Origin of the sequence: Streptomyces sp. NPDC005803 (genome assembly GCF_040630435.1) — a bacterium.
Lineage (GTDB): Bacteria > Actinomycetota > Actinomycetes > Streptomycetales > Streptomycetaceae > Streptomyces.
On the sequence record NZ_JBEXXO010000004.1, the window covers coordinates 118,160 to 139,171 of the forward strand.

Annotated in this window: 17 protein-coding genes; 5 read left to right on the forward strand and 12 right to left on the reverse strand. The window is 72.6% G+C overall.

Annotation, left to right across the window (positions count from 1 at the left end; genetic code table 11):
• Nucleotides 1-4 precede the first annotated feature (4 nt).
• From ABZ454_RS07785 to ABZ454_RS07795, 3 genes are all read right to left on the reverse strand, one after another.
• Nucleotides 5-1,327, reverse strand: a complete 1,323-nt coding sequence (locus ABZ454_RS07785) for an SWIM zinc finger family protein (protein WP_359536513.1) — start codon at nt 1,325-1,327, stop codon at nt 5-7.
• On the reverse strand, nt 1,324-4,284 hold the full coding sequence (locus ABZ454_RS07790) for a DEAD/DEAH box helicase (protein ID WP_359536514.1): 2,961 nt from the start codon (nt 4,282-4,284) through the stop codon (nt 1,324-1,326). The genes ABZ454_RS07785 and ABZ454_RS07790 overlap by 4 nt, the downstream gene beginning before the upstream one ends.
• 219 nt (nt 4,285-4,503) lie before the next feature.
• Nucleotides 4,504-5,637 (reverse strand): slipin family protein, encoded by a 1,134-nt coding sequence (locus ABZ454_RS07795; RefSeq protein WP_359536515.1) that lies wholly within the window; start codon nt 5,635-5,637, stop codon nt 4,504-4,506.
• Between the two features lie 255 nt (nt 5,638-5,892).
• On the opposite strand from ABZ454_RS07795, the gene ABZ454_RS07800 reads away from it, so the two are divergent.
• Entirely contained in the window at nt 5,893-6,240 is a 348-nt protein-coding gene (locus ABZ454_RS07800) for a hypothetical protein (protein ID WP_359536516.1), read from the forward strand.
• A 201-nt stretch (nt 6,241-6,441) separates the two neighbouring features.
• On the opposite strand, the gene ABZ454_RS07805 is transcribed toward ABZ454_RS07800, so the two are convergent.
• From ABZ454_RS07805 to ABZ454_RS07815, 3 genes are all read right to left on the reverse strand, one after another.
• Nucleotides 6,442-6,891, reverse strand: coding sequence for a DoxX family protein (locus tag ABZ454_RS07805; protein ID WP_359536517.1), 450 nt, complete (start codon nt 6,889-6,891; stop codon nt 6,442-6,444).
• A gap of 108 nt (nt 6,892-6,999) precedes the next feature.
• Entirely contained in the window at nt 7,000-7,695 is a 696-nt protein-coding gene (locus tag ABZ454_RS07810) for a class I SAM-dependent methyltransferase (RefSeq protein WP_359536518.1), read from the reverse strand.
• Nucleotides 7,696-7,903: 208 nt separating this feature from the next.
• Nucleotides 7,904-9,022, reverse strand: a complete 1,119-nt coding sequence (locus ABZ454_RS07815; protein WP_359536519.1) for an ADP-ribosylglycohydrolase family protein — start codon at nt 9,020-9,022, stop codon at nt 7,904-7,906.
• A gap of 77 nt (nt 9,023-9,099) precedes the next feature.
• Here ABZ454_RS07815 and ABZ454_RS07820 point away from each other — a divergent pair, with 77 nt between their 5' ends.
• On the forward strand, nt 9,100-9,378 hold the full coding sequence (locus ABZ454_RS07820) for a DUF6343 family protein (RefSeq protein WP_356324213.1): 279 nt from the start codon (nt 9,100-9,102) through the stop codon (nt 9,376-9,378).
• 120 nt (nt 9,379-9,498) lie between these two features.
• On the opposite strand, the gene ABZ454_RS07825 is transcribed toward ABZ454_RS07820, so the two are convergent.
• From ABZ454_RS07825 to ABZ454_RS07840, 4 genes are all read right to left on the reverse strand, one after another.
• Nucleotides 9,499-9,867: a tetratricopeptide repeat protein gene (locus ABZ454_RS07825; protein WP_356324215.1), complete on the reverse strand. Its 369-nt coding sequence runs from the start codon at nt 9,865-9,867 to the stop codon at nt 9,499-9,501.
• 67 nt (nt 9,868-9,934) lie between these two features.
• Nucleotides 9,935-10,537 (reverse strand): dephospho-CoA kinase, encoded by a 603-nt coding sequence (gene coaE / locus ABZ454_RS07830; protein ID WP_359536520.1) that lies wholly within the window; start codon nt 10,535-10,537, stop codon nt 9,935-9,937.
• Between the two features lie 54 nt (nt 10,538-10,591).
• Nucleotides 10,592-11,530, reverse strand: coding sequence for a PAC2 family protein (locus tag ABZ454_RS07835; protein WP_356324219.1), 939 nt, complete (start codon nt 11,528-11,530; stop codon nt 10,592-10,594).
• Nucleotides 11,531-11,612: 82 nt separating this feature from the next.
• Nucleotides 11,613-13,136 (reverse strand): FAD-dependent oxidoreductase, encoded by a 1,524-nt coding sequence (locus ABZ454_RS07840; RefSeq protein ID WP_356324250.1) that lies wholly within the window; start codon nt 13,134-13,136, stop codon nt 11,613-11,615.
• 337 nt (nt 13,137-13,473) lie between these two features.
• Here ABZ454_RS07840 and ABZ454_RS07845 point away from each other — a divergent pair, with 337 nt between their 5' ends.
• On the forward strand, nt 13,474-14,436 hold the full coding sequence (locus ABZ454_RS07845) for a right-handed parallel beta-helix repeat-containing protein (RefSeq protein ID WP_359536521.1): 963 nt from the start codon (nt 13,474-13,476) through the stop codon (nt 14,434-14,436).
• Nucleotides 14,437-14,529: 93 nt separating this feature from the next.
• On the opposite strand, the gene rpsA is transcribed toward ABZ454_RS07845, so the two are convergent.
• Entirely contained in the window at nt 14,530-16,041 is a 1,512-nt protein-coding gene (rpsA, locus tag ABZ454_RS07850; protein ID WP_124267717.1) for a 30S ribosomal protein S1, read from the reverse strand.
• Between the two features lie 401 nt (nt 16,042-16,442).
• Here rpsA and ABZ454_RS07855 point away from each other — a divergent pair, with 401 nt between their 5' ends.
• A complete protein-coding gene (locus ABZ454_RS07855) occupies nt 16,443-17,255 on the forward strand; it encodes a class I SAM-dependent methyltransferase (RefSeq protein WP_359536522.1) in 813 nt (270 codons plus the stop codon).
• A 164-nt stretch (nt 17,256-17,419) separates the two neighbouring features.
• A complete protein-coding gene (gene hrpB, locus ABZ454_RS07860; protein ID WP_359536523.1) occupies nt 17,420-19,990 on the forward strand; it encodes an ATP-dependent helicase HrpB in 2,571 nt (856 codons plus the stop codon).
• On the opposite strand, the gene ABZ454_RS07865 is transcribed toward hrpB, so the two are convergent.
• Nucleotides 19,977-20,984 (reverse strand): DUF3068 domain-containing protein, encoded by a 1,008-nt coding sequence (locus ABZ454_RS07865; RefSeq protein ID WP_356324229.1) that lies wholly within the window; start codon nt 20,982-20,984, stop codon nt 19,977-19,979. The two genes, hrpB and ABZ454_RS07865, sit on opposite strands and share 14 nt — an antisense overlap.
• Nucleotides 20,985-21,012 lie beyond the last annotated feature (28 nt).

The window sequence follows — 21,012 nt, forward strand, 5'->3', positions numbered from 1 at the left end:
CGGATCAGCCTCCGCTGAGTTCCAGGAGCGCGCCCACCGGGTCGGAGTCCGGCGTGGCCCTGGGCCACCACTCGTCCGCGCCGGGGTCGGACTCGTAGCCGTACCACCGGCCGTCGTGGCCGAAGCGGAGCTGGAGTGTGCCGCCGGGGTGGTTGAGGTGGTTGCGCCACGGCTGGAAGCGGGGGAAGCCGGCCGCCGCGAGGGCCGGGCGGGCGCGGTCGAACGGGCCGGCCGGGGGGTCCCACGGTGTCTCCAGGACGGCGAGACCCTCGGCTCCGCCCTGGCGCCAGGCGGCGACGGCCCGGGCGAGGTCGGTGGTGGTGCGGCCGGTGGCGGACGCCAGTTCGCGGTAGAGGGCGCGGGTGGTGGCGGTGAGTCCGGCCGTGGGGCGGGCGGCTGCCAGCCGGACGGCGTCCTGCCAGGCCGTGAGCCCGGCCAGCGGGTCGACGCCGGTGGTCAGGAGCGCGTGGGCGCGGGCGGCCGCGTCGGTGGCCAGCTGGTCCAGGGCAAGCGGATCCCGTGCGCCGGGGAACTCCGGGTACGAGGGCGGCTGGCCCGGATGCGGCTCCACCGGGAACGGGGCGGGCAGCGGCGGCAGGAAGCGCTCGGCGAGGGCCTCCCGTGCCGGTACGGACGGGGCGGCGGGCGCCGCGGGCCGCTCCCGCGCCGAGTGGGCGGCGTTGCGACGGCCCAGCTCCTCCACGAGTTCCCGCTCGCCCCGGCCGCGCAGCAGCAGCAGGACGAACGGGTCGGCGTCCAGGAGGCGGGCCATCTGGTAGCAGAGCGCCGCCACGTGCTTGCACGGCCAGCCGCGGTCGGGGCAGGAGCAGCCGGGATCGAGGTCGTCCGCCGCGGGGAGCAGGGGGATGCCGGCGGCGGCGGCCGTGTCGGCGAGGGAGTGCGGCATCTCCTTGGCGAGCAGTGCGGCGAGGTTGCCGGGGCGGGCGGCGGCCTCGTCGAGGAAGGTGTCCCAGTCGGGGTCGGTGAGCGTGCGCAGCCGGAGTTCCGCGCGGTAGGGGCGGGGGCGGCTGCCGTGCACGTAGGCGACGACCCGGCCGGGGGTGACGGTGATCGCGGCGACGTTCCCGCTGTCCGCGTACGCGCGTCCGCGGGAGAGTCGCGGCCCGTCCATCGAGAGGGCTTCCAGCGCCGCCACCCAGGCGCGGCCCCACCAGCTGTCCGCGAACGGCTCGTCGTCGCCGGAGGTGCGCGCCGGCACGGCCTCGAACGTCCGCCGCAGGTCGTCGGGGCCCGGCCGGGAGCGGGCGACGGGCCGCGGATCGGGGCGGCCGGCCGCCGGAGGTCCGGAAGCGGGGCGGGGGCTCATGCGGGCCTCCGGAGCGAGACGAGATCGGCCAGGTCACGGTCGCTGAGCTCGGTCAGCGCACTCTCGCCGGTGCCGAGCACGGCGTCGGCCAAGGCCCGCTTGGCCAGCAGCATCTCGCCGATCCGGTCCTCGACGGTGCCCTCGGCGATGAGACGGTGCACCTGGACCGGCTGGGTCTGCCCGATGCGGTAGGCGCGGTCCGTGGCCTGCTCCTCGACCGCCGGGTTCCACCAGCGGTCGTAGTGGATGACATGGGCGGCCCGGGTGAGGTTGAGCCCGGTGCCCGCGGCCTTGAGGGAGAGCAGGAAGACCGGCACCTGACCGGACTGGAATCGGTCCACCATCCGTTCCCGCTCGGCCACCGGCGTGCCGCCGTGCAGGAGCTGGGAGGGGATCGCCCGCGCGGTGAGATGCGCGGAGAGCAGCCGGGCCATCGTCACGTACTGGGTGAAGATGAGCACCGAGCCGTCCTCGGCGAGGATCGTGTCGAGGAGTTCGTCGAGCAGGGCGAGCTTCCCCGACCGGCCGGTGAGACGGGTCGGTTCCTCTTTCAGGTACTGCGCGGGGTGGTTGCAGATCTGCTTGAGCGAGGCCAGCAGTTTCATGATCAGGCCGCGCCGGGCGATGCCCTCCGATGCCTCGATGTACGCCATGGTCTCGCGCACCGTGGCCTCGTAGAGGGTGGCCTGTTCACGGGTGAGGAAGACCGGGTGGTCGGTCTCCGTCTTGGGCGGCAGCTCGGGGGCGATGCCGGGATCCGACTTCTTGCGGCGCAGCAGGAAGGGCCGGACCAGCCGGGAGAGGCGTTCCACCGCTTCGTCGTTGGCGATCCCGGCGGCCGTGCCGGTGTTCTCCACGATGCGGGCGTGGCGGGCCCGGAACGCCTTGAGGGGGCCGAGCAGCCCGGGAGTGGTCCAGTCGAGCAGCGCCCAGAGCTCGGAGAGGTTGTTCTCGACGGGGGTGCCGGTCAGGGCGACCCGGGCCGGGGACGGGATGGTGCGCAGCGCCTTCGCCGTGGAGGAGTGCGGGTTCTTCACGTGCTGCGCCTCGTCGGCGACGACCAGTCCCCAGCTGTGGGCGGCCAGTTCGGCCGCGCTGGAGCGCATGGTGCCGTACGTGGTGAGGACGAAGCCGCCGTCGGGCCCGGCCAGGGTGCGGCCGGCGCCGTGGAACCGGCGCACGGGGACGCCGGGGGCGAAGCGGTTGATCTCCCGGTGCCAGTTGCCCAGCAGGGAGGCGGGGCAGATCACCAGCGTGGGCGCGGGGTGGGCGCGGTGCAGGTGCAGGGCGATGAGGGTGATCGTCTTGCCGAGGCCCATGTCGTCGGCGAGGCAGCCGCCGAGGCCCAGCGACGTCATCCGGTCCAGCCAGGCCAGACCGCGTAGTTGGTAGTCGCGGAGGGTGGCGTCGAGGCCGGGCGGCGGTGCGATGAGGGTGTCGTCCTCGACGATGCGGGCGCGCAGCGCTTCCAGCGCGCCGACCGGAACCGCCTCGACCTGCTCGCCGTCCACCTCGGCACTGCCGGTCAGGGCGATGGCGAGGGCGTCCACCGGGTCGAGCAGGCCCAGCTCCCGCTTGCGTGCCTTGCGCACGAGTGCGGGGTCGACGACGACCCATTGGTCGCGCAGCCGCACCACGGGCCGGTGCGCCTCGGCGAGCACGTCCATCTCGGCCTCGGTCAGCTTCTGGTCCCCCAGGGAGAGCTGCCAGTCGAAGGCGAAGAGGTGGTCGGCGTCGAAGAACGAGGTGCCGTCGGTGGCCGAGCCGGGCGCGGGCCTCACGACCGCGGCCGCGGTGAGGGAGCGGGCGAGCTCCCTGGGCCAGTGGACGCTGACTCCGGCGGCCGAGAGCCGCGCCCCCGCGGCGCCCAGCAGCTCCTGCAACTCGTCCTCGGTGAGGGCGAGTACGTCGGGGACGGGCTGGTCCAGCAGTCGTTCCAGCGGGGCCCATACGCGGGCGGCGCGGCGCAGGGCCAGCACGGCGTCGATCTGTGCCCGCGGGCCGAAGGGCTCGCCCGCGGTGCCGTTCCAGAGGGCGGCCGCGTCCACGACGTAGGTGGGGTCGGCGAGGCTGTGTACTTGCGTGACGGCGGCGCCGGCGTGCCGGGCGGCGACGGGCGCGCGCCCGTCGGCCGTGTCGTCGGCGTCGCCGCGCATGTCATCGGCGCCGGTCGTGTCGAAGAGCTCGTACGCGGACAGGTCCAGGCGCAGCGACACCCGTACGCCCGCGTCCAGTCCGGCCGCGACCTCCACGGCCCACTCCCGCGCGCCGGGCAGGTGCCGGCCCTCCCGGGCCGCGAAGGGCGCACCCATGGCGAAGGCGGCCGCGGGTGTCCGGGGCAGGGTGTCGGCCACCGCGTCGAGGAAGGCGCCGATGAGCGGCACGGGGTCGGGAACCTGAAGGGGGGTGCGGTCCGGGAAGGGGACCGCGTATCCCTCGGCGGGCATGGCGGCGGCGACCGCGCGCAGATGGGCGACGTCCTCGGCGTCGCGCGGTCCGGCCCGCCAGGCGTCGTGGTCGTCGGCCGTCAGTCCGGGGAGCATCCGGCCGCGGGACACGAGGTGGAGTGCGTGCAGGGCTGCGGCGCCCCAGCAGCGGGTGGCGGGGTGGGCGGACCGCAGGTGGCGTGCCCGGGCCAGCAGGGGCACGGCTTCGGCCACCGGGAGAAGCAGGGCGGGCACGGTGCTCCGTCGGACGTCGCCCTGGTCGCCCTGGCGCCGGACGACGGTGATCTCGGAGGACCGTACCCCCGAGCCGTCCGCCTCCGCGGGTCCTGCGGCGCCCGCCGGGGCCTCTGCGCCGGGCCCCCACAGGTCGCCCGGGCCGGGCAGGGGGCGCCCTTCCGGGTCCCAGAACGCGATACGCCCCTCGCGTGGGAGTGTGCCGGGCAGGAAGACCGCGGCGCAGCGCAGCAGACGGCCGACCGCCGCGTCCTGCGGCGGCGGTGCGATACCCATGCCCACGCTCCCTCCTCCCCTTCCCGTCCGGGCCCCGTTGGTGAGCCCTTGTGTCCTCGGTCCTGCGTGCCTGGTCAGCCTGTCCGGCACGGGCACCCTTCGACTCGCGAGTCTAGGCGGGGGGTCTGACAGCGGACCGGCCGCCGCCGTGCCCGCAGCTCGTACGGGGTCCGGCAGCGGCCGGAGTATGACCGGGGCAGCGCCCGGGGGACCGCCGGGTCAGTGTCTGGTGAGCGGCTTCGAGCCGACGGGGCGGGGCCGCCCGGAAGCCGGGGCCGGCGCCTCCGGCGCGGCGGGACGCAGGGGTCCGGGACCCGCCGCCGGCGGCGCGGAGGGGGGCGGTGCGGAGGGCTCGGCCCACGGTGCCTCGGACTCGGCCGTCGGCGGCGCGGACTCCCCGGCCCCGCTCGGCGCCTCCGGCGCACGGGCCACGGGCTGCGCCTCGTCCAGGACATCTTCCGCGCTCGGCGCCTCCGGCGCACGGTCCACGGGCTGCGCCTCGTCCAGGACGCCTTCCGCGCTCGGCGCCTCCGATGCCCGGCGGTCCACCGCCTGCGGCACCGGCCGGCCGGTCTGCTGCGGCGGGGCCGGCTGCTGCTGGGCCCGTTCCAGGAAGCGGAGGAGCTCCACGGGGAACGGCAGCACCAGGGTCGAGTTCTTCTCCGCCGCCACCGCGACCACGGTCTGGAGCAGCCTCAGCTGCAGCGCGGCGGGTTCCGCGGACATCTCCGACGCCGCCTCGGCCAGCTTCTTGGACGCCTGGAGTTCCGCGTCCGCGTTGATGACCCGGGCACGCCGCTCACGGTCGGCCTCCGCCTGGCGGGCCATGGAGCGTTTCATCGTCTCCGGCAGCGAGACGTCCTTGATCTCGACCCGGTCGATCTGCACGCCCCACCCGACCGCGGGGCTGTCGATCATCAGCTCCAGGCCCTGGTTGAGCTTCTCCCGGTTGGAGAGCAGATCGTCCAGATCGCTCTTTCCGATGATCGAACGCAACGATGTCTGTGCCATCTGCGAGACGGCGAACCGGTAGTCCTCCACCTCGACGACCGCGCTCGCCGCGTCGACCACCTTGAAGTAGATGACGGCGTCCACCCGCACGGTGACGTTGTCCCGGGTGATCCCGTCCTGCGCCGGCACGGGCATCGTCACGATCTGCATGTTGACCTTGCGCAGCCGCTCGACGCCGGGCAGCACCATGGTGAATCCGGGCCCGCGCACGTCGTTGCGGAGCCGGCCGAGCCTGAGCACCACGCCACGCTCGTACTGCTTGACGACCCGCGCGGCCGCTGCCATGTACAAGGCGGCCGCCGCTACCGCCGCCACTACCACGATCAATAGCTCCTGGACCATGACGGCCCCCTGCCATCCGGGAGAACCGGAACATCTGCCTCACGCCGTATTGAGCGCTATTACCACGTTATGCCCCCTCTGGACAGCGGGCGAACCTCCGTCCGTCCTCCCGTCCCCCGCCCGGCCGCTTCCCGGATGCCGGGCCCCCCGGGAGCGGGCAGGGTGACCAGCGTCAGCACGTCCCTCCGTGGCGTTCGGAGGTGACGTGACGGAGTGCGTACGGATGATCCGGACGAGACAGACGAGGACCCGCCCATGCCCGTGATCGACCACCGACGCCGCCGTCTCGGCATCGCCGCCGGGACCGCGCTCCTGACCCTCACCGTGGCAGGCTGCTCGGGCCTCGGCCGGACCGCCGTCGGCCCGGTCATCTACACGACCGAGCGGGACGCCGTGATCCTGCTGAACAGCCCCGCGGTGAAGGGCTGCCACCGGCTCGCCCCCGCGGGGGCCAAGGAAGTCTCCAACGAAACCCTGATCGACATCATCCTGTACCCCACACCGAACTGCACCGGCCCGGGTACGACTTATGTCGCCACCACGTTCACCGACGTCAACGCGCCCGGCGCGCCGCCCTGGCGCAGCTTCACCACCGTCCACTGATCCGGCGGTCCGCCGGCGTGGCGGGCCCGGCAGCACCGGCCCCGAGCGCGCGGGCGCGCTGATGACGACGGGCCGGACGCAGACCCCCACGGGCGCGCGGCCTCACCGGGTGCCCGGCAGCCTGGCACCGCAGGCATCCGGTGGATGCGGCGCGGTGCCGGGCTGTCGCGCACCCGGTGCGTGTCCGCACCGGCGTCGGCTTCACGCACCGCGGCGGGCCCACGCGATCAACGCCGCCGTTTCGCCCCGGCGCTCCCGGGCGATCAGGACCATCACCACGATGAGCAGCGCGGGCATGACCGCGTTCGGCGGGTCGAGGAGCGTCAGCTGGACGATCGACGCACCTGCCAGCAGCCCGCAGAAGGCCAGGGCCGCCACCCCGGCGAGCACCGGGATCAGCAGGGCGATCGCCCCGGCCGTCTCCAGCCCGCCGATGGCGTACATCGCGCCCTGGCCCCAGCCCATCCGCTCGAAGGACTCGATGGCGGACTCATGGGCGATCAGCTTGGCGATTCCGCTGAAACCCAGGAAGAGGGCGAGCGCGTACCTCGCCACACCCAGCGCGACGGCGCCCCGGACACGGCGGCCGGCGGCAGCGGACGGGGCGGTGGAGACGGCCGGCGTGGACGGGGCCGTCGTGATCTCGGACATGGGAGTCTCCTCGGGGAAGCGGTGCGCGGTGTCGCTCACACCAGGTCAGACCGGCTCCCCGACCGAAACTCATCGCTCCGGCGCTCGCGCATTCGCCCTGCGTCCCGATTACTTGGGCACGGCCCGCACCCATATGCCGTCGTCCGTGAGATAGCGGTCCACCCGCAGTCCGGCCGCCTCCAGATACCCCTCGAACTGTTCCTTCGACAGCGGCCTCGACAGGAAGGTCTGCGTCCAGCGCGCGTCCTCGAACTCGTACCCGACGTGCACCGAGTGCACCCCGTCCCCCACCGGATCGGAGGAGACGATCCGCGTGGTGTACCCCGCCGGATGGACACGCTCGCGCGGCAGCCGGACGTGATAGTCCTCGCCCTCGCGCTGGAGGAGTACCGATCCGCCGTCGCGCACATATCTCCGGCAGGTCCGCAGCAGCCCCTCCCGCACCTGGTGGTCGCCCGAGTGCACCAGGAACGACGCCAGCATGACCACGTCGAAGGTCTCGTCGCCGAGGTCCAGGGACTCGATGGGACTGCACACCGTGCGCGCACCCCGCACCTGCTCCAGCATCTGCGCCGACTCGTCCACCGCCGTGACGTCGAAGCCCCGGCCGATCAGCGGATGCGTCACCCGGCCCGCCCCGCAGCCCAGTTCCAGAATGCTCGATCCGGCGGGGACGGCCGCCGCGATCACATCCGGTTCGTCACCGACGGCCAGCCGCGCGTACAGCTCGACCGCGCAGCCGTCGGGGGTGATCGCGCCGGGCCCCGTCCCCGCATATCCCTCACGTACCGCTCGTTCGCTCACGCCTGCCGAACGAACGGTCGGCACCCGGCGTTCCCCGGTCACACCGAACGAACCGGTCACACCGAACGACGGGCCACCGGTGCCGCGCTGAGGTGCTGGAGGCCCGTGGGCGGGGTACGTCGACACGTACGTACGTGAGGGGATCACGCTCGACGCGGCGACCGTGGAGACGCTGCGAGCGGCGATGCTGACGGGCTGACCCGCCGGCTCAGCACCCGGGGTAGCGCCCGTGCGGCCAGTCGACGGCGTGCGTGAACTCCAGGGACAGGTCGTCGGCCACTTCGGCGATCAGGGCCCGGCCCTCGGTGCGCACCAGCCACGAGGGTGGGAGGTGGGTGTCGCCGTGGTGGGCGCCGAGCAGGTTGCCGCAGACCGCTCCGGTGGAGTCGCTGTCGCCCGAGTGGTTGACCGAGAGCAGCAGCGACTCGCCCACCTGACCGGCCTCCGGCAGGACCAGCGCGCAGTACACGGCGATGGCCAGCGCCTCCTCGGCCACCCAGCCCGCGCCGAGCGACTCCACCTTCTCGGCGCCAGGCGCTCCCTGCGCGGCCAGCTCGACGGCGCCACGCAGGGCGGCGGTCGTCTCCTCGTGCCCCCGGTGGCGGGCCAGCAGGTCCATGGCCCGCAGGACGGACCCCGGCAGGGAGTCGCCCTCCAGCAGATGGGCGACGATCGCCGCGAGCGCTCCGGCGGCGTGGGCGCCGGTGGGGTGGCCGTGGGTGATCTGCGCGCACCGGGCGGCGAGCGCGAAGGCCTCGGGGCCGTCCTGGCCGGTGAGGCCGAAGGGGGCGGAGCGCATGACGGTGCCGCAGCCCTTGGAACCGGTGTTCACCGGGCCCGGCTCGCCGATCGGGGCCCCCGGCTCGGGGATGTGCCCGGCGGCGAGGCCGGTCAGGCAGGCGTTTCCGGGGGCTCGGCGTGCGTACAGCCAGGGCTGCTGCCTGAGCCACCCGGTCCGCACGGGGTCGTCTCCGCCCCGGGCCGGCGGCGCGGGATGGTTCTGGGTGTCCAGCCAGCGCAGATAGGCGTTCCTGATGATCGCCGTCTCGGCGCCGCCGATGCCCTTGCCCAGGGCCCGGGAGTGCGCCCGGATCAGTCCCTCGGCCGTGAAGAGGGTCATCTGGGTGTCGTCCGTGATCCGTCCGACGATCCCCTCCTCGTCGGCGGTGAGGCCCCGCACGCCCTGTTCCCCGTGGGCCCGGCGGATGCCGGCCAGGGACAGGAACTCCACCGGGTTGCCGAGGGCGTCCCCGATCGCCCCGCCCAGCAGACATCCGCGGACCCGGGCCCCGCGGACCTCGGCGTTCCCCCATGCTGCGCCGTTCACGGCCGGCCCCCACTCTCTTCCGTCGGTTCCTGCACAAACGCCGTCGCGGGTTCATGCTGGTAGGAGAGGCGATCGCCATGCGTACCGGTAATGAACCGACGACAGCCCGCAGTCCTCTGCGGATGCGGCTCTGGCTGAGTCTATGGGGCCTGGCCTGGGCCGTCTTCGGCCTGACCGCGTTCACACTGACCGACCGGCCGGGGTGGGCCGCGGCCTGCGGGGTGCTGCTCGTGCTCGTCCTGGTGGACCTCACCGTGATCGTCCACCACCTGCACCAGGGGCCGCACTACCAGCCGGGCCGTTCCGTCCCGCCGTACGAACCCGATCACGGGGGCCGGGGGCGCTATGGGCACTGACGCGAGGGGCACTGACGCTAGGGGCACTGAGTAGAGGCAGCGCTCAGCCCTCCGTATCCGCGTGGGCGGACGGGGGTCGGCCCCCCCTGCGCGTCCCGTATCCGCGTCGGCGGGCGGGGGTCAGCCCTGCGCGTCGAAGCGGGCCGCCTTCAGGTACTCCGGGTTCGGGTCGAGCGCCGCCGCCAGCCGGAAGTGGCGGGTGGCCCGCTCCGGGTGGCCGGAGCGCTCGAAGGTGCGGGCGAGGGCGAAGTGTGCGAACGCGTTGTCCGGCTCCCGTTCCAGGACCAGCTCGAACTCCAGCTCGGCGGGGCGCAGTTGGGCGGCGGCGAAGAAGGCGCGCGCACGCAGCAGCCGGGCCGCGGTGTTCTCCGGGTGGGACGCGATCACCGAGTCGAGCAGGTGCACGGCGCCCCGGGGGTCGCGCGCCGCCAGCAGCTGCTCGGCCGCACGGAAGTCGATGACGTGTGTTTCGGGGTTCCTCTCGGGCACAGTCGCATCCTTCCCTCGTCCACCGTCAGGTGAACGTCTGCCCGGCCGCCGGTGTTCCGGCCCGGGGTCAGCCGGCCGCGGCGCGGCGGGCCAGCTCTCCCCAGACCGAGCGGACCTGCGGTTCCAGGGCCTCGATCGGTCCGTCGTTGTCGATGACCAGGTCGGCCACCGCGCGCCGCTCCTCCCGGGTGGCCTGCGCGGCCATCCTGGCGCGCGCCTCCTGCTCCGTCATTCCGCGCAGCCGTACGAGGCGGTCGAGCTGGGTCTCCGGCGCGGCGTCGACCACGACGACCAGGTCGTAGAGGGGGGCGAGGCCGTTCTCGGTGAGGAGGGGCACGTCGTGGACCACCACGGAATCGGGGCCCGCGGCTTTCTCCAGCTCCGCCGAGCGGGCGCCGACCAGCGGGTGGACGATCGCGTTGAGGGCGGCGAGGCGCTCGCTGTCGGCGAAGACGATCGAGCCGAGCTTCGGCCGGTCCAGCGTCCCCTCGGGGGTGAGGATGCCGGCGCCGAACGCTTCGACGACGGCATCGAGCCCGGCGGTGCCCGGCTCGACGACCTCGCGGGCGATCCGGTCGGCGTCGATGAGGACGGCTCCGTATCCGGCGAGCATCCGGGACACTTCGCTCTTGCCGGCGCCGATGCCACCGGTCAGGCCCACTTTCAGCATGGGCGGCAGCCTAGTGCCGCCTGCGGGGCCGCTGAAAGTGGGTCCGGCCCGAGGTCAGCCGTCGCCCTCGCGCTCGGCGAGGAACCGCTCGAATTCGAGGCCGATCTCGTCGGCGGACGGCAGGTCCACCGGCTCGGCGACCAGGTTGCCCCGGGTCTCGGAACCGGCGACGGCGTCGTACTGGTGCTCCAGGCCCTCGACCAGCGAGACGAGTTCCTCGTCGCCCTGGTCGATCTGGCGGTCGATCTCCGTCTGGGTGCGGTGCGCCTCGGTGCGCAGGGAGTGGGCGACGGTCGGCAGGACCAGTCCGGTCGCCGCCGTGATCGACTCCAGTGCGGTGAGCGCCGCGTCGGGGTAGGCGGAGCGCGCGACGTAGTGCGGTACGTGGGCGGCGACGCCGAGGACGTCGTGTCCGGCCTCCATCAGCCGGTACTCGACGAGGGCAGCGGCGGATCCAGGTACCTGTGCCTCGTCGAACGGGCTGCGGTGGCCGGGCATGAGGTCGGTGCGGTTGCCGTGCGGGGTGACGCCGACCGGACGGGTGTGCGGCACGCCCATCGGGATGCCGTGGAAGGTGACGGCGAGCCGGACACCGAGCCGTTCGACGATCTGCTCGACGGCGGCGGCGAACCGCTCCCACTCCACGTCGGGCTCCGGGCCGGACAGCAGGAGGAAGGGAGCTCCGGTCGCGTCCTGGACCACCCGGACGTCCAGCGTCGGGGTCTCGTAGGCCGACCAGCGGTCGCGCTTGAACGTCAGGAGGGGGCGCCGTGCGCGGTAGTCGACGAGGCGGTCGTGGTCGAAGCGGGCCACGACCTGGTGGGGCAGCGATTCGAGCAGTCCGTCGACGATCTGTTCACCGGTCTCACCCGCGTCGATGTAGCCCTCGAAGTGGTAGAGCATGACCAGGCCGGCCGACTCCTGGGCGAGCGCCATGTCGACGACAGCCAGGCCCTTCGGTTCCCATTCGTACAAACTCTGCGGATCAGGCACGGTTACCGCTCCTCCTTGTGTTCCTGAAGAAGAACGTCCCGGGGGGCACGGGCATTCCCGCCCGTGCCCCTTCACATGGTGTTTACCCAAGTACCCGCGCGTGCAGTGCCGTGACCGCCTTTCGTGCGGACGTGAACGCTCCGTGCTGCCAGGCGTCCGCGTGGCTCAGGTAGTCACCCGCGAAGTACACCCGCCCCGCTGCCTGGTTGAGCGGTGCGAAGACGGGGGCGTCGGGGCCGCCCGCCAGGGAGTGCCAGGCGGCCTCCAGGTACGGCGTCTGCCGCCAGTGGTGGGAGAAGGAGGTGGCGAGCTCCGTGCGGTACTTCTCCCCGTGGATCTTCACGCCCTGCGCGACGGCGCGCGCCTCGCGTTCCCGTGGGCTGAGGGCGGCGTACGCGTCGGCGTTGGCACCGGTGTTGTAGTACCCGACGAGGGTGCCCCGGCTGCCCTGGTGACCGTAGGACGGGTACCAGATGTGGGCCAGGTCCATGTCCGTCTCGGTGATGCCGCCGTAGATCTGGTGGTCGCTCTCCCACCAGCGGCTCCGGTACTCCAGCCCGATCTTTCCGGCCGAGGAGGGCCTGCAGGCCTCCAGCGCGGTCTGCACGGCGGGGCCCAGGTTGTGGGAGGTCTTGGCGAGGATGTTGGGCGGCAGGGCGGCGACGCAGTAGTCCGCCTCGATGCTGCGGGTGTGCCCGGCCTGGGTGTAGGTGACGGTGACGCCGTGGGCGGTGCCGGTGATGTCCGTGACGGCCGCGCCGGTGCGGATCCTGCGCTCCCCTATCGCCCGGGTCAGCGCCGCCGGTATCCGGTCCATGCCGCCGACCGGCTGGAACATCAGCATCGCCTGGTCGTACTCGAACTCGAAGGCGAAGTACCGCCCGACACCGCTGGCGAAGACCTCGGAGGCGGAGGGGACGGACCCGAGCACCTCACCGGGGGTCCCTGCGGCGGCGGGGTCGACGCGGTACCCGCGCCGGGGGCTGCCGGTGTAGTCGAGGCTGTCACCGATGTCGCCGAAGTCCTTGAGGAACTCGAGCAGCCGCTCCTGGTCGTCGGCGGTGATCTGCCGGTCGAGCGCTCCCTTGTCGGTGGCCTTGGAGAGGAGTTCGGCCACGTAGCCGTACACGTCGGCCTTGGCCGTGCGGTAGCGCACGGGGGCCTTCATGCCCGACTTCTCGTTGTAGATATAGGCGTTGGCGTTCACGTTGGTGAACACTTCGATGGGAACGCCGAGTTCACGGCAGTAGTCGAGGGTGACCATCCACTGCGGAATCCGGCCAGGTCCGGCGTTCATGTACTGCCCGTCGGAGAACCGCGCGGTCTGCTTGACCCCGTAGATGTCGGTGGTGGAATCACCACCGCGCACGGTGAAGTTGCGGCCGCCCGTCCGGCTCCTGGCCTCCAGGACCGTACAGTCGTACCCCGCCTTGCCGAGCTCGTAGGCGGTGGCGAGACCGGCGATGCCGCCGCCCACCACGACCACCTTGGCGGCGGCCTTCCCCTTCAGGTGGAAGTCACCCCTGCTCGGGGCACGGAAGGCCGGTTCGCGCCCTGCGGCCTGGGCCGTGGGGGCGAGGCCGAGCGCCCCCATGGTGGCGAACATCGCGCCTGCCCCGCCGGACAGACCGACGTTGCGCAGAAAGGTACGGCGGCTCGCGCCCGGTGTCGCGGGCGAGTGGTGCGAAGCGTGAGTCATGTCCCGGCTCCCCTTCGGATCTTGAGGTTGCCGGGATCCTGGCAAGGGTGTGTTACGGGCCGTCAGCTACTCGTGTATCCCGCACGTTTCCCTGTGTTCACCCCGCCCGCCACATCCGCGACTATTGGTCCAGACCTTGACATGGCCACACCGCGTCCCTACCGTCACTGGGCAACAAGTTCAGACACTCGCCCCACATTCATGTACGAGAACGTCCTGAACCCTTCACGGGAAGGCATCCCCCATGCGCACCCGCACCCTGTTCCCCGCCCTGCTGGCCACCGTCCTCGCCACCGGCACGCTCACCCTCTCCTTAGCCGGTCCGGCAGGGGCCGCGACGGTCATCGAGGTGAGCACCGCCGCGCAGCTGAAGGCGGCGCTCACCGCGGCCGCTCCCGGCGACACCATCCACCTCGCGGACGGCACGTACACCGGAAACTTCAAGGCACTCGTGCCCGGCACCGCCTCCGCGCGCATCACCCTCACCGGCTCGGCGGGGGCGGTGCTCACGGCCGGCGGCGGCTACGGCCTGCACCTCAACGGCGCCTCGTACTGGACGGTGAAGGGCCTCACCGTCACCGGCGGCCAGAAGGGAATCGTGGCCGACAGCGCCAACGGCGTGATCATCGACTCGGTGACCGTGCACGATCTGGACATGGAAGGGGTGCACTTCCGCAAGTCCAGCAGCGACGGCGTCCTTCGCGCCTCCCGGATCTACGACACCGGGCACGACGGCCGCGGCATGGGCGAGGGCGTCTACGTCGGCACCGCGGGAGACCTCTCCGACCGGAGCGACCGGGTGCAGATCCTGGACAACACCATCGGTCCGGGCGTCGGCGGCGAGAACGTCGACATCAAGGAAGGCACCACCGGTGCGCGCATCGCCGGGAACACCTTCGACGGCAGCGGACTGACCGGCGCCAACTACGACGACTCCTGGGTCGACGTGAAGGGCAACGCCGTCCTGGTCGAGGGCAACCACGGCTCCCGTACGACCGCCAACGGCTACGAGACGCACTCCCAGCAGAGCGGCTGGGGCTGCGGAACCGTCTTCCGCAACAACACCTCGGACCTGTCCGGCTCGACGGGCGACAAGCGGCTCGCGTTCAACGTCACCAACTACAGCGCGAGCTGCCCCACGACGGTCTACGCGAACAACACCGTCTCCGGCGGCTACGGCCTGACCAACATCGCCGTCACCCCGTAGCGGCGCCCCGGACACGCATGAGGCCCGCCCCCCGAAGGGAGCGGGCCTCACCGTCATCTACTGCAGCCGATGACCGGCCGGAAGGTCAGAGCGTCAGCTCTGGCCGCCCGCCAGCTTCTCGCGCAGGGCAGCCAGGGCCTCGTCCGACGCCAGGGCGCCGGAGTTGTCCGCGGACTCCGAGGAGTACGAGCCGCCACCGCTGCCGCCCGAGGCAGCCGGAGCGCTGCCGGCCGGGGCGGCAGCGCCCTCGGCAGCAGCGGCCTCGTCGGCCTCGCGGGACTTGATGACCTGGGCCTGGTGCTGCTCGAAGCGCTGCTGCGCCTCGGCGTACTGGGTCTCCCAGACCTCGCGCTGAGCCTCGAAGCCCTCGAGCCAGTCGTTGGTCTCGGGGTCGAAGCCCTCGGGGTAGATGTAGTTGCCCTGGTCGTCGTACGACGCGGCCATGCCGTACAGCGTCGGGTCGAACTCGACCGAGGCCGGGTCGCCACCGAAGGACTCGTTGGCCTGCTTCAGCGAGAGGCTGATGCGACGACGCTCGAGGTCGATGTCGATGACCTTGACGAAGATCTCGTCGTTGACCTGGACGACCTGCTCCGGGATCTCCACGTGGCGCTCGGCCAGCTCGGAGATGTGGACCAGGCCCTCGATGCCCTCGTCGACGCGCACGAACGCACCGAACGGAACGAGCTTGGTGACCTTACCGGGAACGACCTGCCCGATCTGGTGCGTACGGGCGAACTGCTGCCACGGGTCTTCCTGCGTCGCCTTGAGCGACAGGGACACGCGCTCGCGGTCCATGTCCACGTCGAGGACCTCGACGGTGACTTCCTGGCCGACCTCGACAACCTCGGAGGGGTGGTCGATGTGCTTCCAGGACAGCTCGGAGACGTGCACGAGACCGTCGACGCCACCCAGGTCCACGAAGGCACCGAAGTTGACGATCGAGGAGACGACGCCGGAGCGGACCTGACCCTTCTGGAGGGTCGTGAGGAACGTCTGGCGGACCTCGGACTGGGTCTGCTCGAGCCAGGCACGGCGGGACAGGACCACGTTGTTGCGGTTCTTGTCCAGCTCGATGATCTTGGCCTCGAGCTCCTTGCCCACGTACGGCTGGAGGTCGCGGACGCGGCGCATCTCGACGAGCGACGCCGGCAGGAAGCCACGGAGGCCGATGTCGAGGATGAGACCACCCTTGACGACCTCGATGACGGTACCGGTGACGATGCCGTCTTCTTCCTTGATCTTCTCGATGGTGCCCCAGGCACGCTCGTACTGAGCGCGCTTCTTCGAGAGGATCAGGCGGCCTTCCTTGTCCTCCTTCTGGAGAACCAGGGCCTCGATCTCGTCGCCGACCTTGACGACCTCGTTCGGGTCGACGTCGTGCTTGATCGAGAGCTCGCGGCTCGGGATGACGCCTTCGGTCTTGTAACCGATGTCGAGGAGAACCTCGTCCCGGTCAACCTTGACGATGACACCGTCAACGATGTCGCCGTCGTTGAAGTACTTGATCGTCTCGTCGATCGCCGCGAGGAACGCGTCCGCGTCGCCGATGTCGTTGACCGCAACCTGCGGAGTGGTGGCGGTGGTCTCGGTGCTGCTCGTCATGTGGGAAAGGGCTCCGGTACGGACAGTGAGTCGTAGGTACTGCTACGCCGAGAGCCCGTATCGCCTCTGCAGAAGCCGGACAGCCTGGGAAGCGCCGGTCCCGTGGACCGGGAGGCGCCTCTCGTGAACCGAGGGGACATACATACAGATGCGAGCGCGGCCTGCTAGGTCTGAGGCGCGCAGGCTCGCAGCGCAACTTGTAGCATACGGGGGCAGCAGGGCACGGTCAATGCGCGAAGGCGCACACCAGGGGCGGAACGACCCATACCCGGCACAACTCAGGTTCACCGAGGCCACATCGGCCCCGGAGATGTTCCGGACACACGGGTTCCGCACACACCGGTCCCCCCTGGTACGTACCGCGTACGACGGGGTGAAGGCAAACTACAACGACGGACACGATGAGCCAAGAGATCTACGCGGCCGAACCCGAGGCGACACGCCGCAGCGCCGACGAGGCCGAGAGCAGCCGGGCCAGCCGCGGCTGGTGGGACCGCAACGCCGACGAGTACCAGAACGACCACGGCGGCTTCCTGGGCGACGACCGCTTCGTCTGGGGTCCGGAGGGGCTCGACGAGGCCGAGGCCGGGCTGCTCGGACCCGCCGGGTCGCTCAAGGGCCTCGACGTCCTGGAGATCGGCGCCGGCGCGGCGCAGTGCTCGCGCTGGCTCGCCGCGCAGGGTGCCCGGCCGGTCGCGCTCGACCTCTCCCACCGCCAGCTCCAGCACGCACTGCGGATCGGTGACGGCATTCCGCTGGTCGAGGCGGACGCGGGGGTGCTGCCCTTCCGGGACGGCTCCTTCGACCTGGCCTGCTCCGCCTACGGCGCGGTGCCGTTCGTCGCCGACCCGGTCCAGGTGTTCCGCGAGGTCCACCGGGTGCTGCGCCCCGGCGGCCGCTGGGTCTTCTCCGTCACGCACCCGGTCCGCTGGGCGTTCCCCGACGAGCCGGGGCCCGAAGGCCTGTCCGTCGCCGCCTCGTACTTCGACCGCACCCCCTACGTGGAGCAGGACGAACGGGGCGAGGCGGTGTACGTGGAACACCACCGCACGCTCGGCGACCGGGTGCGGGACGTGGTGGCGGGCGGCTTCCGCCTGGCCGACCTGGTCGAACCGGAGTGGCCCGCGTGGAACCACCAGGAGTGGGGCGGCTGGTCACCTCTGCGCGGCAACCTGATCCCGGGGACCGCGATCTTCGTCTGCGTACGGGACTGAGCGCCGGGACGGCTCCGAGGAGTCCGTGCCGGGGAGCGGGCCCCTGGGCCCCCGTCATCGTCCGCGCACGGGGCCGGGCGCCGGAACCCCTGTTCTTCGTCCGCGCACGGGGCTGAGCGCCGTCCGGTGACCGGGCCGCGGCCCCCGCGTACGAGACTGGGGGCGTGATCCGCACCGACGCCCTGGACCAGTTGCCCGTCCGCACCGCCGTGCCCGCGCTGCGGCGGGCGCTCGACGACCGCGGGGTCGCGGTGCTGTGCGCACCGCCCGGCACCGGCAAGACCACCCTCGTCCCGCTGGTCCTGGCCGGTCTGACCGGCCAGGGCCCGGCGCGCCGCGTCGTGGTCGCCGAACCACGGCGGATCGCCGCGCGCGCCGCGGCCCGGCGCATGGCGTGGCTGCTGGGCGAGCGGACCGGCGAACGGGTCGGGTTCACCGTGCGCGGGGAGCGCGTCGTGGGGCCGGACACGGTGGTGGAGGTCCTCACCACCGGGGTGCTGCTCCAGCGGCTCCAGCGCGACCAGGAACTCGCGGGCGTCGACGTGGTGATCATCGACGAGTGCCACGAGCGCCATCTGGACGCGGACACGGTGGCCGCGTTCCTCCTGGACGTACGGGAGGCGATCCGGCCCGACCTGCGCCTGGTCGCCGCGTCGGCGACCACGGACGCGGAAGGCTGGGCGCGGCTGCTCGGCGACGCTCCGGTGATCGAGGCGCGGGGCGTGTCGCACCCGGTGGAGGTGGTGTGGGCCCCGCCCGCCCGTCCGGTGCGGCCGCCGCACGGGATGCGGGTCGATCCGGCGCTGCTGACCCATGTCGCCTCCGTGGTGCGGCGGGCGCTGGCCGAGCGGGACGGCGACGTGCTGTGTTTCCTGCCGGGGGTCGGCGAGATCGGCAGGGTCGCCGGTCAGCTGTCCGGGGTGGCCGCCGAGGTGCTGCAGGTGCATGGGCGGGCCCCGGCGGCCGTGCAGGACGCCGTGCTGGCGGGTTCGTCGGAGGGGCGGCGGGTGGTGCTGGCGACCTCGGTGGCGGAGTCGTCGCTGACCGTGCCGGGGGTGCGGACCGTCGTCGACTCGGGGCTGGCGCGGGAACCGCGCACCGATCACGCGCGGGGGCTGAGCGCCCTGACGACGGTGCGGGCCTCGCAGGCGGCGGGCCGCCAGCGGGCGGGCCGGGCCGGCCGCGAGGCTCCGGGGACGGTCTACCGCTGCTGGGAGCAGGCGGAGGACGGGCGGCTCGCCCGGTTCCCCTCCCCCGAGATCAAGGTGGCCGATCTGGCCGCGTTCGCCCTCCAGGCGGCCTGCTGGGGCGATCCGGACGCCGCGGGGCTCGCGCTGCTGGACCCGCCGCCGGCCGGTGCGATGGCCGCGGCGCGCGAGGTGCTGACGGCGGTCGGCGCGGTGGAGGCCGGGGGGAAGGTGACCGACCGGGGCGTACGGATGTCCCGGCTGGGGCTGCACCCACGGCTGGCCCGGGCGCTGTTGGACGGGGCGGCCGAGGTCGGGGGGCGCCGGGCCGCGGAGGTGGTGGCGCTGCTCAGCGAGGAACCGCCGCGGGACTACGGCGACGATCTCGCGGCCGCGCTCCGTGCCGCGCGACGCGGCCAGGACGGCTACGCGGGGCGCTGGCGGCAGGAGGTGCGGCGGCTCTCGTCCTCGCTGAAGGGCGGCTCCTCGGCGGGCGGCTCCTCCACGGGCGGCTCCACGGCGAAGGGCGGCTCCTCGGCGGGCGGCGACGGCGGGTCCGGCCCGTCCGGTACCGATGATGCCGCCGCGGGCCTGGTGGCGGCTCTGGCGTTTCCCGAGCGGGTGGCGCGGGCCAGGGGCGAGGGGACGTTCCTGATGGCGTCCGGCACGGGCGCGGAGCTGCGGGACGGATCGCGACTGCGCAGTGCGACGTGGCTGGCGGTCGCGGTCGCGGACCGTCCGGCGCACGCCGCGTCCGCGCAGGTCCGGCTCGCGGCCGTCATCGACGAGGACACGGCACGGCTGGCGGCCGGGCACCTGCGGTTCGCGGGCGAGGAGGTCCGCTGGGACGGCCAGGACGTGGTGGCCCGCCGGGTGGAGCGGCTCGGCGCCGTCGAACTGTCGGCGCGCCCGCTGAAGCGGCCGGATCCCGCGCTGGTCCGCGAGGCCCTGGTGGAGGGACTGCGGCGGGAGGGTCTGGGGCTGCTGCGCTGGAGCCGGGACACGGGACAGCTGCGGGAGCGGCTGGCCTTCCTCCACCGGGAGCTCGGCGCACCCTGGCCGGACGTCTCGGACGAGGCGCTGCTGGACCGTACCGGGCATTGGCTGGAGCCCGAGCTGTCGCGGGCCCGCCGGCGCTCGGACCTGGCCGGGATCGACGCCGGGCAGGCGCTGCGACGGCTGCTGCCGTGGGCGACCGGGGAGGCGGCACGGCTGGAGGAGCTGGCCCCGGAGCGGATCGAGGTGCCGAGCGGTTCACGGATCAGGGTGGAGTACGGCGGTCCGCAGCCCGTCCTCGCGGTGAAGCTGCAGGAGCTGTTCGGTCTCCAGGAGACCCCGCGGGTGGCCGGCGTCCCGGTCCTGGTGCACCTGCTCTCCCCCGCCGGGCGCCCGGCGGCGGTGACGGCGGATCTCGCGTCGTTCTGGCGGGAGGGCTACAAGGCGGTGCGGGCCGAGCTGCGCGGCCGCTATCCGAGGCATCCGTGGCCCGAGGACCCGACGACGGTGGAGGCGACCCGCTTCACCAAGGCCCGGCTCAGGCGGGAGTAGGCGCCGGGTCGGGGACGGGGTCGGACGCGGGTCGCGGCTGTGCTCGCCCCGGCCGCCGGGAGCGTGCCTCCAGCCACAGCGAAAGGGCCAGCAGCCCGCAGCCGAGGACGAGGAAGCCCCAGGGCAGGTACGAGGTCAGCAGCAGGACGAGCAGCCGCTGGGACTTGACGAGGTCGACGATCGAGACGACGTAGTCCTCGCGCATCTTCACGTGCCCGGCGAACACGGTGACGGTGTCCTGGGACATGCCCATCGCCTTCGCGTTCCGCAGCTCCTCCTTGTGCACCTCCTCGCCGTTGACCGGCGCCCCGGTGACCGGGTCGACCCAGAACATCCGCTTGGTGGTGTACCAGCGGCTGATGCCGGTCTTGGCGAGCTGCTCCGGGGTGATGCCCTCGATCGGCATCGTCTTCGGCATGGGGACCTTGGTCCATGGGACGGTCTGCTCGAAGTAGTAGACGTCCATGCCCCGGAAGTCGCGGGTGCCCTTGTAGTGGATGGGCGAGCTGGTGCGGGTCTGGGCGTCGAAGTACTGGTAGTCGCGCTTCTCCGTGAGGAAGGGCCACTTGAACTCGATGCCCTCGCGGCTCACCGGGTCGCCGTCGACCATCTCGCCCGTGGCGTGGACCGGGTCCTGGCTGTGCGCGTCGAAGATGTAGCGCTCGGGGATCTTGGAGACCATCTTGCCGTCGGGGCCCTGCACGTACGAGAGGGCGTCCCACACGACGACGTCGCGGCCGGCGCTGCGCTCGATCTTCTCGGACTCCTCCACGTTGCCCTTGAGGGTCTGCACGATGGTGATCTTGTCGACCTTCTTGGCCGTGAGGGTGCTGTAGTCGAGCAGGGTCGCGGGCTTCGCCTCCAGCACGGTCTCCTGGTACTGGTTCGGCGGGATCTTCGCGAGCCGCGGGAAGGCGTACCAGCGCAGCAGCGGCGACAGCGCGGCGAAGAAGACGGCGAAGGCCAGGAGTACGAGGCCGGCTCGGCTGCGCATGGGTGTCCTTCCTCTGCGTTCCGCGGCA

Excerpts from the sequence above, each read along its gene's own strand:
- ABZ454_RS07790 (WP_359536514.1), bottom strand. The coding sequence starts at position 4,284 with ATGGGTATCGCACCGCCGCCGCAGGACGCGGCGGTCGGCCGTCTGCTG.
- ABZ454_RS07855 (WP_359536522.1), top strand. The coding sequence starts at position 16,443 with ATGAGCCAAGAGATCTACGCGGCCGAACCCGAGGCGACACGCCGCAGC.
- coaE (WP_359536520.1), bottom strand. The coding sequence starts at position 10,537 with ATGCTGAAAGTGGGCCTGACCGGTGGCATCGGCGCCGGCAAGAGCGAA.
- ABZ454_RS07840 (WP_356324250.1), bottom strand. The coding sequence starts at position 13,136 with ATGTTCGCCACCATGGGGGCGCTCGGCCTCGCCCCCACGGCCCAGGCC.
- ABZ454_RS07865 (WP_356324229.1), bottom strand. The coding sequence starts at position 20,984 with ATGCGCAGCCGAGCCGGCCTCGTACTCCTGGCCTTCGCCGTCTTCTTC.
- ABZ454_RS07820 (WP_356324213.1), top strand. The coding sequence starts at position 9,100 with ATGCGTACCGGTAATGAACCGACGACAGCCCGCAGTCCTCTGCGGATG.
- ABZ454_RS07800 (WP_359536516.1), top strand. The coding sequence starts at position 5,893 with ATGCCCGTGATCGACCACCGACGCCGCCGTCTCGGCATCGCCGCCGGG.
- rpsA (WP_124267717.1), bottom strand. The coding sequence starts at position 16,041 with ATGACGAGCAGCACCGAGACCACCGCCACCACTCCGCAGGTTGCGGTC.
- ABZ454_RS07785 (WP_359536513.1), bottom strand. The coding sequence starts at position 1,327 with ATGAGCCCCCGCCCCGCTTCCGGACCTCCGGCGGCCGGCCGCCCCGAT.
- ABZ454_RS07845 (WP_359536521.1), top strand. The coding sequence starts at position 13,474 with ATGCGCACCCGCACCCTGTTCCCCGCCCTGCTGGCCACCGTCCTCGCC.
- ABZ454_RS07805 (WP_359536517.1), bottom strand. The coding sequence starts at position 6,891 with ATGTCCGAGATCACGACGGCCCCGTCCACGCCGGCCGTCTCCACCGCC.
- ABZ454_RS07795 (WP_359536515.1), bottom strand. The coding sequence starts at position 5,637 with ATGGTCCAGGAGCTATTGATCGTGGTAGTGGCGGCGGTAGCGGCGGCC.